16 protein-coding genes are annotated in these 12,787 nt (G+C 40.7%); 9 read left to right on the forward strand and 7 right to left on the reverse strand.

From position 1 onward, the window contains the following. Positions 1–4: 4 nt before the first annotated feature. Positions 5–1,333: a PAS domain-containing sensor histidine kinase gene (locus E0485_RS17265; protein WP_132419328.1), complete on the reverse strand. Its 1,329-nt coding sequence runs from the start codon at positions 1,331–1,333 to the stop codon at positions 5–7. Positions 1,334–1,536: 203 nt separating this feature from the next. Continuing rightward, entirely contained in the window at positions 1,537–1,755 is a 219-nt protein-coding gene (locus E0485_RS17270) for a hypothetical protein (protein WP_132419329.1), read from the reverse strand. A gap of 237 nt (positions 1,756–1,992) precedes the next feature. Between E0485_RS17270 and E0485_RS17275 the strand changes: the two genes are divergently transcribed. From E0485_RS17275 to E0485_RS17285, 3 genes are read left to right on the forward strand one after another with little or no spacing between them, the layout of a single operon-like run. Next, positions 1,993–2,331: an ArsR/SmtB family transcription factor gene (locus tag E0485_RS17275; protein ID WP_132419330.1), complete on the forward strand. Its 339-nt coding sequence runs from the start codon at positions 1,993–1,995 to the stop codon at positions 2,329–2,331. Positions 2,332–2,359: 28 nt separating this feature from the next. Beyond that, positions 2,360–2,875, forward strand: coding sequence for an SRPBCC domain-containing protein (locus E0485_RS17280; protein ID WP_132419331.1), 516 nt, complete (start codon positions 2,360–2,362; stop codon positions 2,873–2,875). 17 nt (positions 2,876–2,892) lie between these two features. Beyond that, on the forward strand, positions 2,893–3,267 hold the full coding sequence (locus tag E0485_RS17285) for a VOC family protein (RefSeq protein WP_132419332.1): 375 nt from the start codon (positions 2,893–2,895) through the stop codon (positions 3,265–3,267). A 157-nt stretch (positions 3,268–3,424) separates the two neighbouring features. Here E0485_RS17285 and E0485_RS17290 read toward each other — a convergent pair whose 3' ends face one another. After that, entirely contained in the window at positions 3,425–4,330 is a 906-nt protein-coding gene (locus E0485_RS17290; RefSeq protein ID WP_235857611.1) for a hypothetical protein, read from the reverse strand. A gap of 59 nt (positions 4,331–4,389) precedes the next feature. Continuing rightward, a complete protein-coding gene (locus tag E0485_RS17295; RefSeq protein WP_132419333.1) occupies positions 4,390–4,983 on the reverse strand; it encodes a TetR/AcrR family transcriptional regulator in 594 nt (197 codons plus the stop codon). Between the two features lie 372 nt (positions 4,984–5,355). Between E0485_RS17295 and E0485_RS17300 the strand changes: the two genes are divergently transcribed. From E0485_RS17300 to gmd, 5 genes are all read left to right on the forward strand, one after another. Then, positions 5,356–5,622 carry a CD3324 family protein gene (locus tag E0485_RS17300; RefSeq protein WP_132419334.1) on the forward strand — a complete coding sequence of 89 codons (267 nt, stop codon included), beginning with the start codon at positions 5,356–5,358 and terminating at the stop codon, positions 5,620–5,622. Positions 5,623–5,750: 128 nt separating this feature from the next. Beyond that, a complete protein-coding gene (locus E0485_RS17305; protein WP_132419335.1) occupies positions 5,751–6,605 on the forward strand; it encodes a GNAT family N-acetyltransferase in 855 nt (284 codons plus the stop codon). Between the two features lie 190 nt (positions 6,606–6,795). Next, the gene (locus E0485_RS17310; RefSeq protein ID WP_132419336.1) at positions 6,796–8,184 is read left to right on the forward strand and encodes a sugar phosphate nucleotidyltransferase; all 1,389 of its coding nucleotides are present in this window, start codon (positions 6,796–6,798) and stop codon (positions 8,182–8,184) included. 24 nt (positions 8,185–8,208) lie between these two features. Continuing rightward, positions 8,209–8,937, forward strand: coding sequence for a hypothetical protein (locus tag E0485_RS17315; RefSeq protein ID WP_132419337.1), 729 nt, complete (start codon positions 8,209–8,211; stop codon positions 8,935–8,937). Between the two features lie 24 nt (positions 8,938–8,961). Beyond that, a complete protein-coding gene (gene gmd, locus E0485_RS17320; protein ID WP_132419338.1) occupies positions 8,962–9,918 on the forward strand; it encodes a GDP-mannose 4,6-dehydratase in 957 nt (318 codons plus the stop codon). Between the two features lie 127 nt (positions 9,919–10,045). Here the strand turns inward: gmd and E0485_RS17325 are convergent, their stop codons facing one another. From E0485_RS17325 to E0485_RS17335, 3 genes are read right to left on the reverse strand one after another with little or no spacing between them, the layout of a single operon-like run. Beyond that, positions 10,046–10,360, reverse strand: a complete 315-nt coding sequence (locus tag E0485_RS17325; protein WP_132419339.1) for a DMT family transporter — start codon at positions 10,358–10,360, stop codon at positions 10,046–10,048. After that, entirely contained in the window at positions 10,360–10,710 is a 351-nt protein-coding gene (locus tag E0485_RS17330; RefSeq protein ID WP_132419340.1) for a DMT family transporter, read from the reverse strand. Before E0485_RS17330 ends, E0485_RS17325 begins: the two co-directional genes overlap by 1 nt. After that, on the reverse strand, positions 10,700–11,473 hold the full coding sequence (locus E0485_RS17335) for a MerR family transcriptional regulator (RefSeq protein WP_132419341.1): 774 nt from the start codon (positions 11,471–11,473) through the stop codon (positions 10,700–10,702). Before E0485_RS17335 ends, E0485_RS17330 begins: the two co-directional genes overlap by 11 nt. Positions 11,474–11,883: 410 nt before the next feature. Here E0485_RS17335 and E0485_RS17340 point away from each other — a divergent pair. Continuing rightward, on the forward strand, positions 11,884–12,787 hold a 904-nt coding region (locus E0485_RS17340), incomplete at its 3' end, for a DUF11 domain-containing protein (RefSeq protein ID WP_132419342.1).

Consider the following 12,787-nt stretch of genomic DNA (forward strand, 5'->3'; position numbering starts at 1 on the left):
TGGATTACTTTTCACATAAGAGAAATTGGTTTAATATCGAATGGTCAAGGTTGAATACAAATGTCCATTGTGTTCCTTTATCAACTATGCTGTTCACCTCAGCGTTCCCTTTAATCTCCTGGCAGCGCTCTCGAATTGAACGTAAACCGAAATGACGGTTATTGTCCACGCCATTCACATCGAATCCACAACCATTATCTGATATCTGTATTTGCAACTGTGTCTTTGTATATATGATCCTGATATCAACCCATGTCGCATTCGCATGTTTACGTATGTTGTTCAACGTTTCCTGGATAATTCTCGATACTTGTGTAATAAAATGAACATCCAAATTGTCAGGTAAACCTTCCAATTGAAGGTTGGTCGCTATTCCCGTTCGTTTCTCGAACAAATCCAGTGTATCCCGCAGAAAGGTACCCAGATCTGCAACATGATTCATGTTATATAAGGTTTGTCTCAGCTCAGAAAATCCCTGTTCAAGAACCGTGTAAATGGCATGCAATGATTTTCTAAGCTCTGCTGTATCGATAACACCCACTCGTTTCGTAATAAATTTTAGCTGCATATTAGCATAGGCAATATCCTGCGCTACGGTATCATGTAGATCTCGAGCCAATCGTTCTCTTTCCATATATATATATTTTAGTTTTTCAGCATCTTTCAGAGCCTCTTCTGCACGTTTGCGTTCTTCTTCCATCACTCGTTTCCGCTCTGTGATATCTCTTATGATATTTGCAAAAGCATAAATATTCCCTGCCGCATCACGAACTGGTGAGAAGGTCTCACTCACATCAACTTGACTTCCGTCTTTTCGTTTTTTAATGGTCTCATACCCGGTGACTTGCCCTCCCGAACTTACAATCTGACGTAATTTCTGTTCCTCATCCCTAAGTTCATCATGGACTAAAGGTGATACTCGTCCAACAATTTCCTCCGCGGCCCAGCCAAACATTTGTTCGAATGCTTTATTCACCTTTAGTATTGTGCCTTGCAAATCGACCATGATAATAGGGTCCGTTGTATGATTAATAAATGACTCAAGCGTTTCTTTTGTAGCTTTGAGCTCCTTCTCAGAGTTCCTTAAAGTAATTAAGCTATGATAAATATACGAATGCAGTATTAATGCTGTTACGATTACAAAAAATGAGTCCATCAAAATATTGAATCGAAAAAACAAATCAACAGAGACAATCCTAAACAAGGCGGCATCCGAGAGAACAATATAAAGGATTCCAATAAGGATATAAATGATCACGATTTTTAAAGAAAACCATAACTCCTTAGAAAATCTTGTATTTCTGATCCGTCGTATGCTTTTGCTTAACCGCATAAATTAGGCTCCCCCTCATTTCCTGTTCATTCACCACCGCCTGTCAAGATACAGCCTTATATGTATATTCAAAATAAAAGGGGCTAATTCATTAATTTCATTGCTCTAAAAGTCGGAAAGCATCTTAGAAATAAAGTGCATATCTTTACCGGTGGTGATCCAGTAACCACCGGTAAAGACTCACCGTTCTGGATGAACCGAAATCAAATTGCAAACAAGCTTCTAAAAAAAACTGCCACAAGCGTTGCCAAAAATCCTCCGATTAAAGCAGGGATAAAATTAGACAACCATGAAAACCGAGTTTCTCTTTCTGATAACTTATGTGCGTTCCCACCTAACGCTAAAGCTATATTAGACCCACTATGGTCAAGACCTGAGGCAACTCCAATTGCAACAATAGTAATTAATCTCCCTATGCTCATAATGCATCTCCTTCTATACGTTCTTTCTGTATGTTATGCGTATGTTAAAAAAATGTGCCTATCCTCAACGTTATGTTGATAAATACTCAACACAGGATCAAGGTTGAATGAAACGGCCGTTCGTTTTATTTATATTCCTTGACAGGAATATTCCCTATTTTGTATATTTGAATCACGGGATACAAATGTTATCAGGAGAAGAATAAGCAAGAGTACAACAGAGGTGAGTAACCTGTCATGAAAAATTCCGAGATGGACATAACAACGCTGAGTGCTTTAGCTGAACCAAATCGGATGAATATCGTTCAACTGTTGAAGGGCGGCCCTATGGCCGTGGGTGAAATCGCCGATCAATTGGGGATTCGCCAACCTCAAGCGTCGAAGCATTTAAAAGTGCTTAACGATAGCGGGATTGTGGAAGTACAAGTCGATGCGAATCGTCGGATTTACAAGCTTCGATCTGAGCCCTTCCAAGCGATGGATATTTGGGTACAGTCCTTCCGGCACATTATGGAAGAGCGCTTGGATAACTTGGACCATTACTTGCGTGAACTGCAGAAAAAGGAAAGGCCATAACGTTATATAAATTGGAGGGGTAATTACAATGTCAAACAATGCAATAATTTCGAACGTAGAGAACGATCGAGTCCTGGTGCTGGAGCGAGTATTCGATGCACCACGAGATCTCGTATTCCAGATGTTTAAGGAACCTGAGCATCTTAAGCGTTGGTGGGGACCAAAAGGCTGGGAGATCCCTGTTTGTACTGTCGATTTTCGTCCGGGCGGTGTGTGGCACTACTGCATGAAGTGCGTTGATCAGAATCTAGGCGAATTTTACGGCATGGAATCATGGGGAAAAGGTGTCTATAAGGAAATTGCCGAACCTGAAATGTTCATCTATAACGATTACTTCTCAGATGCCGAAGGCAATATCAACGAGTCTATGCCATCTACCCTAATCAAGATGGAGTTCATCGATCTAGGCGGCAAGACTAGATTGGTATGTCGCTCAGAATATATATCGGCAGAAGCCCTTAAAACCGTCATGGACATGGGCATGCTACAAGGAATTACTGAAACTTGGAATCGCTTGGGCGAGTTGCTGGATTCGCTTAAGTAAAAAGGAGTGTTTAAGATATGATTAACAAAATTGGCCAAGTAATGCTGTATGTGAATAACCAAGAAGCATCCAGAGATTTTTGGACAGAAAAGCTCGGTTTCGAGGTCATCGCGGATGAAACCAACGGTCCGATGAGATGGATTGAAGTCGCTCCTAAGGGTGCAGCAACTAGTATTGTTCTTCATAATAAGGACTTGATTGCCAAAATGAACCCTGGAATGAATCTCGGAACACCATCTCTCATGTATTACACGGACAATTTCGATGCGTTGTACGGCGATCTCAAGAACAAAAGCATTAAGGTTGGAGATATTGTAGAACTTCCCTCCGGCAGAGTTTTTAACTTTGCAGATGATGAAGACAATTACTTTGCTGTAGCGGAAAAGAAATAAGGTAGTTGCATAAGTCGGCAGCAGCTGATCAGAAATGATCAGCTGCTTTTTTTCTAGATATCTTTGATTTAAGTCACGCTTTCTTCAATGAAAACAGAAGATAGATCGTCTCAATTTCATGGTATTCTTCCAAGACCCACGAGGTTTGGGATAAAATTCACTGCAACCCTTCCAGCCCAAGATATTGGATCTGCACGCCAATGAACTCTGTAAATCCCAGGTATCCCGGATTCACATGAGCCCGGTCGAAAATTAATGAACCCGTGACCCGAGCATCCGCCGGGGAGTTGGCAAAGAAATAATTTAAATTTTCAATTATATCTGCATCCGAACCGTACTCAAAAAGACCACCCTCCGATGAACAGAGCTGAATCCAGCCGGATCTTTCCAAACTCAAATTTAGTAACGCCTCCGGCCCGCTCCAGTCATAATGAATCGTATTGAGAGTAATGTCCAGACCATGGAAGCGTTCCCCAGGCTGCTTCAAAACATCGATGCACTGTTGTGCAAAATTGGGGCCGTAGGTATCGATATCTAAAATGTTGATCTCAATCTTCCGTCCCTTGAGTAATTCCGGATCCGATTCCTGAATGAGAATCAGGGTGTTGATACTGTCAGTAGCAGCCCCTCCAGCGATATTGAAGAGGCAAAGGTTCCGTTCAGAGAATTGCCTGAGTTGGGGCAGCAATATATCCGACTGGCGCCTGCAAAGATCCCTCAGCCTGATCCGAAGTCCCATGAAAGAGGTTTGCTTCATCGCCCACTTGTCCCGGAAACCTAATTTGATCCCCCGGCTTAAGTCAGGTCCTAGCTTGTACAGCAATGTACGCATGCCGCTAAGATAGGAATTGTCCACATTCGACATTTTCACAAAGATATTCCGGATAAAGCCAGGCATCTTCTTTAATGATTCAATGCTCCGGGCTGACTTCAGACAACTCAAATGATACGCCTGTTCATCAATACTTGCGTTAAAAAGAGGATGCGTTATATCCAGGATCGGTAATTGAATTTCATTCTCGAAAACTGCATAGGGAATTCGCTGATTTTGATTTGCATTCATGGCTTTCAACTCCACCTTACTTGAACGATGATTTTTGATCTAATAAAACTACCAGTCGCTTACTTGGTGACAAGCCGCATAATCATTTCGACTTCCGGTATCGTATAAAGGCTGCTCCCTCCTGCATTCACAACCATTACCCCTGAAAGAATCGAAAAATAACTTGAGATTAATTTCTCCAAATCACCAGCCGCAATAACACCTTCTCGCTGACCTTCCTCAAAAATAGGCATCATAAGGTCCACATATGCCTTCATGGAGTACTGGGAAAAAAACACTTTTATTTGATCCGGCAAATCTTCCGATATACGCGCTTGATGAATCAACAAGAAATAATATTTTCCCCCATCCTCAATAATGGATTGAGTCAAGAATCTGATTTTCTCGAGTGAGGAAATCGGCATATCTTGAAGACTTTTCGTTGCTGAATAGGATGCTTCTAATGCTATTTGCACTAGCGTGATGACTGCCTCGTCTTTCGACTTAAAATAATGGTAGAAAAGCCCTTGGCTGACTCCCGCCTCCGCGGCGATCATGCTGATTTTCGATCCTTCTATTCCCCGCTCGGCAAAAACCTTTAGGGCTGCTCTCATGATCTGTTCCTTGCGTTCATCTCGAACCTGGAGTATTTGTTCATTATTTAACGGTACCAATGTTGGTCCTCCTAACTCTACATTTAATATTAAATGAACCATTCAATCAATAAAATAAGGTATATTTTCCCTTTAGTCAACCATTTTTTCTTTATAGTATTACGTTTACAATGGGCGCAGAAAACAGTAAAATATGATCGAATGTAATATTTGGAAAAATAGTTGACTTTACTATTTTTTGAAAGGGATGTATCAGATTATGGAAAAATTCACGATTAGCTCCATGCAAAGTCTTGATCTATAAACAACGGCGGTTGTTTGTATGGAGCCAGAAGTTTATTTACCGCCTTACTATCTGCGTGCTGCGATAATTGTTTATAGAATAGGCTTTGCATCCTAAAATTTACATAAATTTTAAGGAGCAGAGCTATCATGAAATATATAAACGCTGATATCATTTTTCCAGAAGAACTTTTAAAGGAAATACAGAAATATACCCACGGTAGCATGGTTTATATCCCAACCCCTGAAGTACTACGAAAGAAGTGGGGCGAAAATTCAGGAAGTCGCAAACAGTTGAGCCATAGAAACGAAGCAATACGCCAACAATATACCGATGGCGCAACAATAGATGAACTTTCAGTTCAATTCTGTCTTTCCATCGATAGTATAAAAAAGATTATCTATTCAAAAAAATAGGTTATCAAATCACATCAGACCCCCTGATGTGATTTTTAGTGTAATAAATGATTTGAATTGTTTTTTATATATTTTTCTACTGTTTCCTTTGCTATGATTGAAAAAAACTTTCAGGGGAGGACATTAGGATGTCATTACAAGTTCATCCATATTGCTCTGAATTAGAGGAAGCAGTTAAAAGTTTAAGTCACAAAGCTTGGATACTTTTCAAATATAATAAAGATTACGATCATCAAAGAATGAGTTGTGTATTTAACGAGGACGGTAATTTAATTTGTGTGGGATACTTACGACATGGAATAGCAGATGATCATGATGTATTCGAAATCGAAATGCCCACTAATGAATTAGCTTCGAACCGTATGGATGAAATTAGAATGGCTCTATTCCCTACATTCATAGATACCTGTCAAAAGTTGCGTAATCCAAACAAGAAAACAAAGTTGGTCGCGTGGAATGACTTTTATGGTAACGGGGATTTTTGCAAAGAGAAAGGCTTTATCCCTTATCAAACCTATTATAAAGCACAGCGTTCACTTGAAAGACCCCTACCTGAAATCAGAATGCCTGTTGGAGTTGATGTCCAATACCACCCGATGGAATACAAAGAGGAAAGAATCAACTATACCGAATTAGAAAATCAATTCTTTCAAGGCGTTGTATACAGAAGTGTAAATATGTTGGAATGGATGATGGGTGGTCCAGAGTTACATACCATTTCTGCATTTGAAGGCGATGAACTTGTTGGTAGCGTTATGTGTTGGCAAACTGGTGCAGTTGAAAGGTTATTCGTCATTCCGCGATGGCGTAATAAAGGGTTGGCTAAGTTTCTCATAGCGAAGGGTTTTGAGTATCATATTAAGAATGGTCGAAACGAAGTTGAGACGCTGGTTAATGAACAGAATAAGGAAGCTATGAAGTTGTTAGAGTCAATGGGGTATTCCTTCCCTGTAAAATTAGAACTCAAGGCATTGGATATTTAGCAAACACAAAAGCGATGGGAATTTTATTTCTCATCGCTTTTTGCATTCTAAAACCAAAGCTGCCCGCCCTTATTTCATTTTAACCAGTCATTTTAGGCGTAAATACCTTACCCTCTTTACCCCGTTCACATAAGATAATGAAAACTTCAATGGTTTTCTAGGCGTGCCATCAAAAGAGGGGTGTTAAATTCTGCATCTTATATTATTATCTGGCGGTTCAGGAAAGCGTCTTTGGCCTTTATCCAATGATTCACGCTCAAAACAATTCTTAAAACTATTGCCTTCAGATAAAAAGCTGAATAGGCCAATTTCTATGCTTCAACGTACTTGGCAGCAGCTTCAAAACACAAATCTAACGGGAAGTACGATCGTATCTACGAGCAAATCACAGATTGATATGATCCATAATCAAATAGGAACAAGCGTCCCTTTAGTTATTGAGCCTAGTAGGAGAGATACTTATCCAGCAATTGCGTTATCATCTGTATATTTATATTCTGTTAAAAATGTACCGGAGGATGAAATTGTAGTCGTTATGCCCGTTGATTCCTATGTAGAAGATGAGTTTTTTCAGCAAGCAAAAAATTTAGGAGGAATTTTACAGGATTCCAACGCTGATCTTGCTTTAATTGGAATAAACCCTACTTTTCCATCAGAAAAATATGGCTATATTATTCCTTCTAATCCCAACAAGCCAGAACAGGATAAAAATGTTCAGGCTGTTCGTTGTTTTAAAGAAAAGCCGACTAATGGGCAGGCGAAGCAACTCATTTCTGAAGGAGCTCTATGGAATAGCGGAGTCTTTGCATTTAAATTAGATTATATTTTACAGAGCTTGAAAGAACGTGGAATAACCTTAAACTATACTGATTTGTTACAAACCTATTCACATTTACCAGCAAGAAGCTTTGATTATGAAATCGTTGAAAATACAAAGAAAATTGTTGTCGTTTCCTATAATGGAGCATGGAAAGATCTTGGTACATGGAATACCCTTACGGAAGAAATGGACGCATCTATCATTGGAAAGGGAATTATGAGTTCTGATTGTAACAATGTCCATATCATAAATGAACTAGATATACCTGTTTCGGTATTAGGTCTATCTGATTTAATCGTCGCTGTAAGTCCTGATGGAATTCTTGTTTCGGATAAAAAAGAAAGCCCAAGAGTGAAAGAAATAGCTGATCACTTCGAAAATAGACCGATGTATGAAGAACGTCGTTGGGGCTGGTATCGCGTATTAGATTTTACCAAATGTAATGATACACAAGAAGTGTTAACGAAAAGAATTGGCGTAACTGCAGGCCAGAATCTCAGTTATCAAAAGCATTTCCATCGTAGTGAAGTTTGGATCATTATCAAAGGTAAAGGATTATTTGTATTGAATGGGAAAATCCTTGAAATTCAAGAGGGTGACGTGTTACAAATCCCAGCAGAAGCATTACATGGTATTAAAGCTATAACCGACTTAGAGTTTATCGAAGTACAGGCAGGGACAGATCTTATTGAGGAAGATATCGTTCGTATCTTTATGAAATGGGAAGACATTGAAGCCCATTGTACAAATTCAAAATGATAAGTAAGAAGAAAGGGGACTTATATGGTTGAATCTTTAGAATTTGTCACAATTGCTATCCTTGCTAAGGATAAAGCACATGTGTTGCCAAAGTATCTTGATTTAATTGAAAGACAAACCTACCCTGCTTCTAAAATCAAGCTTTATATACGTACGAATAATAATAACGATCATACTGCAGAATTACTTGAAAACTGGATTGCAAAAGTGAAAGATAAGTATTCCGAAATCTATTACGATGCAAGTGATGTTGAAGAACAGGTTCAAGAATATGCTCCACATGATTGGAATCCACTAAAATTAAAAGTACTGTGTCGTTTGCGTCAAGAATCCGTTGAATGGGCCCGTGAAAGAGGGACCCACTATTTTGTTGTAGATTGTGATAACTTCATCATACCAGAAACACTTGAAGTTCTACTCCATACGAATCTGCCTGTTATTGGACCGCTCTTGAAAAACAGCGATTCTCAAAATAGTCTTTATGCGAACTATCATTATATTACGGATGAAAACGGATATTATAAACAATCAAATTATTATTTCGATATTTTTTATGGACATATGAAAGGATTAATTGTAGTAGAAGTTATTCACTGCACCTACTTGGTTCGGAATGAAGTACTGGATCAAGTCAGCTATGACGATGGAAGTGGCCGATATGATTATGTGATCTTTAGCGATGTATTAAGAAAGTTAGGTATTCCCCAGTATATCGACAACCGTCGTGACTATGGAAATCTCACTTTTTCGTGAGGTTAGGCTTAGAGGAGGACATCCATGAAAAGAGCGCTAATAACGGGTATCACCGGCCAGGATGGTTCATATTTGGCAGATCTTCTTCTCGAGAAAGGGTATAAGGTATATGGTTTAAAAAGAAGAACATCCACAGAAAACTATGAAAATATTAAACATATACAAAATGAAATTGAGTTTATTTCCGGTGATTTGGATGATTTATCATCATTGATACAGGCTGTGAAACTTTCTAAGCCAAATGAAGTTTATAACCTCGGTGCCCAATCCTTTGTAGCAGATTCATGGCCCCAGCCTGTTTATACAGCACAGATTACGGGTCTTGGCGTACTTAGAATGCTGGAAGCAGTTAAGCAAGTTAAGCAGGATGCCCGTTTTTACCAGGCTTCAAGTTCTGAAATGTTTGGAAGGGTGATCGAAACACCTCAAAAGGAAACGACTCCATTCTACCCCCGAAGTCCATATGGTGTTGCGAAAGTATATGGACATTGGATTACTGTAAATTACCGTGAAAGCTATGACTTGTATGCCTGTTCGGGGATTTTATTTAATCATGAATCACCGCGAAGAGGGATCCAATTTGTTACACGGAAAGTAACTGATGCTGTAGCGAGAATTAAACTTGGCCTTCAAACGGAGCTTCGCCTTGGAAATCTTGATGCCAAACGGGACTGGGGTTTTGCAGGTGATTATGTCAAAGCAATGTGGCTCATGCTTCAGCAGGAAAAGCCGGACGATTACGTAGTGGCAACTGGGAAGACTCATACCGTCCGTGATCTCGTTGAAGCTGCCTTTGCTCATGTTGGATTGAAATGGGAAGATTATGTTGTCCAGGATCCTGCATTTATGAGGCCGGCAGAAGTAGATTTGCTTCTCGGAAACCCCGAGAAAGCAAAAAAAGAACTCGGGTGGGAACCGAAGATTGACTTCCAGAATTTAGTAAAAATGATGGTAGATCATGATTTAAAAAAATATTCTTAAAAGATAAATCCCGGAAACGCAAAATCCACAACCTCATTCGGATGTGGATTTTTTGTATAGAGGCGAACCGTGGCTGTGCAACACAATTCGCAGTCGAGTTTTGCTAGTGGCTTTGGGGAATCCAAGCTTAGCTGACCAGCTTCAAGCCAACAACGGCACAAATAATTCCAAGAATACAGCCGATACGAAGCCAGCTTTTTGACTCCTTAAAAAATATCATTCCAACAATAGCAGCTCCCACTGTTCCAATTCCTGTCCAAACTGCATAAGCAGTCGCCAGCGGTATTGTTCCCATTGCCCCGACAAGAAGTTTGAAGCTGAGGAAGAACCCGCCTATGAGGATGATGTTATTGGTCCAGTTATTATTTATTGCTACGCGTTTAATACCGATTACCCCGATAACCTCCAGCAATCCAGCCGCAATAAGCACCATCCAATCCATCAGGCTCCACTTCCTTTGCTCGACAATTTCAAACCAATAATACACGCTAACAGCAATAAGATGAAAACAATCCGTAACATACTGACGGTACCACCAGACATCACGATTTCCACAATCGTAGTCCCCAAAGTTCCCATCCCTGCAAACACAGCGTATACCGTTCCAACCGGCAATGCCTTGGTTGCTCTAATAATTAAATCAAAGCTTGTCAACAAGGAGACAAGAACGACAATGCTGGGAATGCCCTCGTATTTGAAGCCACTTGCCCACACGATCTCCAATATTCCGCCTAAGAGTACATAAGTCCATGCTCTTGCCTCACTTATTCGCTTATCCGTTTTAACTGCCATTGCCATCTCCCTCCTGTAAAAGCTGCAGATAATAATCAACAATTCGATCGATATGATCCATTACTTCGGTATCCATTCCGTACACCTTTGTTTCCATTCCTTCTTCGGGGCGAATTAATGACCAATACTTATCAATGAGTTGCTCGTCATGCTGAAACCATTCCGTGGAAACCTCAATAATTTGCGCTGCAAGCTTCTGAGAAATGATAGAGGAAGGAGGTTCGTGCATACTCGCCTTGACCTTTCGAATCAGCTTCGCCCACTCCATGTTTCGTGGATCGTTTGAGCTCAAATCCGGCAAGTCTTTAATAATCTTAATTTCCTCATCCGAAAAGTGCTGAGCAAGAAACGTTTCTCTAGTCTCGGAAGGAGACCGAAGCGCCCTGATGAAAAGAAAGATATCCTCCGCTTCGATCTCTCCTTTCATTTCAAAAGCATGCCTTGCTATCTGCAACAGCTTCTCCATCTCATCCAAACGATTCTTTTCTTCCTTAACCGCTGCTAGCTCAAAATCCAGATAAGTTCTCCAACAGTGCTCCTGTGATTCCTTCCCTGTAGATAACATTTCCTTGATGGACGCCAGCGTAAAGCCCAGCTCCTTCAATGCAGCTATATGTTGGAGCACTCTAATCTCCTCATTTGAATAGTACCTGTAGCCCGAATCAGCTACTTTGGCAGGCTTTAATAAACCGATCTCATCATAATATCTCAGTGTCCTTATAGATATATTTGTATTCTTGGACAATTCACCAATGCTGTACATAATGCCCCCACCTCTCAACAACAAGTATATAGTCTCCAGTATACGTGAGAGTCAAGTTTTTTTAGAAAACATTGGAAATTAACTTGCTGCCGATGCCTCAATTGACGATGACAATATTAACAGTAGATTTCCATGCCGTGCTCCCTCCGCTATCGTTCCGAATTGATGGATTAACAAACCGGGAAGCGTGCCGTATTGTTCACTTTCTTTGTTTTTTACCGCGTACTACTTTAGTAGGACGACAATCTCCTATGATTCGCTCTATAATGCCTTGTAGAGTCGAATAATAGGAGGTTTTCTCCGTTGGGGGAAGGAAGGATAATGTTGCGGAACTGGTGATAATTATTTACTGAAGAATCAAGCTTCTTGACTAGGAGAGTATATACCACATTGAAAAAGGCGGAATTATTATGGGGATTAAAAGAAAACTGCTTAAAACAACTATGAGGTTACGAAAAATACTTGTATTCATAATTATGCTTTCTATGGCATTCCCTTGCACTGGGAAAGTTTTTGCAACTGTTCAACCGACACTTGTTATTGCTGCAAGCCCTAACGTAACGCTGCCCAGCGGCGGCACCGTAACGCTCTCTGCGAGCGCGATTTTAAGTGGGGGGGACGCGTCCGCCCCCCCTACAGGCAGTCTTCTGTTTACACTAACTGGTCCCGACGGCTTTTCATATACTCAAACCAATGCTGTCTCCGAAAATGGGATATATACTGCATCAATCACTCTTCTCACCACTGGACCGATAGTCGGCACCTATACCTGGGCTGCATATTATGGTGGGGATGCAAACAACGCTGCTGCCGCTGGTCAAGGCCATACTCTCGTGAGCTCCGCGATGCCAACCCTTGCAGTCAGTGCCAACCCAACCTCTGTCATGATCGGATCGTCTTCCCAAGTGCTCGGGGCTTCCGCGAATTTAGCCTCAGGGTATTACCCGACCGGTACGCTTACGTTCAATCTGCTTGCTCCCGGCGGAGCCACTGTTGATACCGAGATAGTCACAGTTAATGGAAATGGAACTTATACAACTCCAACAGGATTCACTCTTCCCACCACTGAACCGATAGCCGGCATCTATCAATGGGTTGTATCCTACTCTGGCGATCCAAACAACATCCCTGTCTCATCTCGCAGCGACTGTTCTGTAACTGTTCCCCAACAGGCAGATCTCTCCATCACAAATACTGTGAATAACGCAACACCGAATGTAGGAGATACTATAACTATCACCGTCACTCTCACAAATAATGGGCCTGATAGTGCAACAGGTGTGGTAATAACAGATTTGCTGCCAGCCGGTCTCA

Source organism: Paenibacillus albiflavus (assembly GCF_004344915.1).
Lineage (GTDB): Bacteria > Bacillota > Bacilli > Paenibacillales > NBRC-103111 > Paenibacillus_AM > Paenibacillus_AM albiflavus.

Bases quoted from the DNA above. Each gene is read 5' to 3' on its own strand.
- E0485_RS17270 (WP_132419329.1), bottom strand. From the start codon at position 1,755: ATGAGCATAGGGAGATTAATTACTATTGTTGCAATTGGAGTTGCCTCA.
- E0485_RS17280 (WP_132419331.1), top strand. From the start codon at position 2,360: ATGTCAAACAATGCAATAATTTCGAACGTAGAGAACGATCGAGTCCTG.
- E0485_RS17315 (WP_132419337.1), top strand. From the start codon at position 8,209: ATGGTTGAATCTTTAGAATTTGTCACAATTGCTATCCTTGCTAAGGAT.
- E0485_RS17285 (WP_132419332.1), top strand. From the start codon at position 2,893: ATGATTAACAAAATTGGCCAAGTAATGCTGTATGTGAATAACCAAGAA.
- E0485_RS17305 (WP_132419335.1), top strand. From the start codon at position 5,751: ATGTCATTACAAGTTCATCCATATTGCTCTGAATTAGAGGAAGCAGTT.
- E0485_RS17330 (WP_132419340.1), bottom strand. From the start codon at position 10,710: ATGGCAGTTAAAACGGATAAGCGAATAAGTGAGGCAAGAGCATGGACT.
- E0485_RS17325 (WP_132419339.1), bottom strand. From the start codon at position 10,360: ATGGATTGGATGGTGCTTATTGCGGCTGGATTGCTGGAGGTTATCGGG.
- E0485_RS17275 (WP_132419330.1), top strand. From the start codon at position 1,993: ATGAAAAATTCCGAGATGGACATAACAACGCTGAGTGCTTTAGCTGAA.
- gmd (WP_132419338.1), top strand. From the start codon at position 8,962: ATGAAAAGAGCGCTAATAACGGGTATCACCGGCCAGGATGGTTCATAT.
- E0485_RS17335 (WP_132419341.1), bottom strand. From the start codon at position 11,473: ATGTACAGCATTGGTGAATTGTCCAAGAATACAAATATATCTATAAGG.
- E0485_RS17300 (WP_132419334.1), top strand. From the start codon at position 5,356: ATGAAATATATAAACGCTGATATCATTTTTCCAGAAGAACTTTTAAAG.
- E0485_RS17290 (WP_235857611.1), bottom strand. From the start codon at position 4,330: ATGAATGCAAATCAAAATCAGCGAATTCCCTATGCAGTTTTCGAGAAT.
- E0485_RS17265 (WP_132419328.1), bottom strand. From the start codon at position 1,333: ATGCGGTTAAGCAAAAGCATACGACGGATCAGAAATACAAGATTTTCT.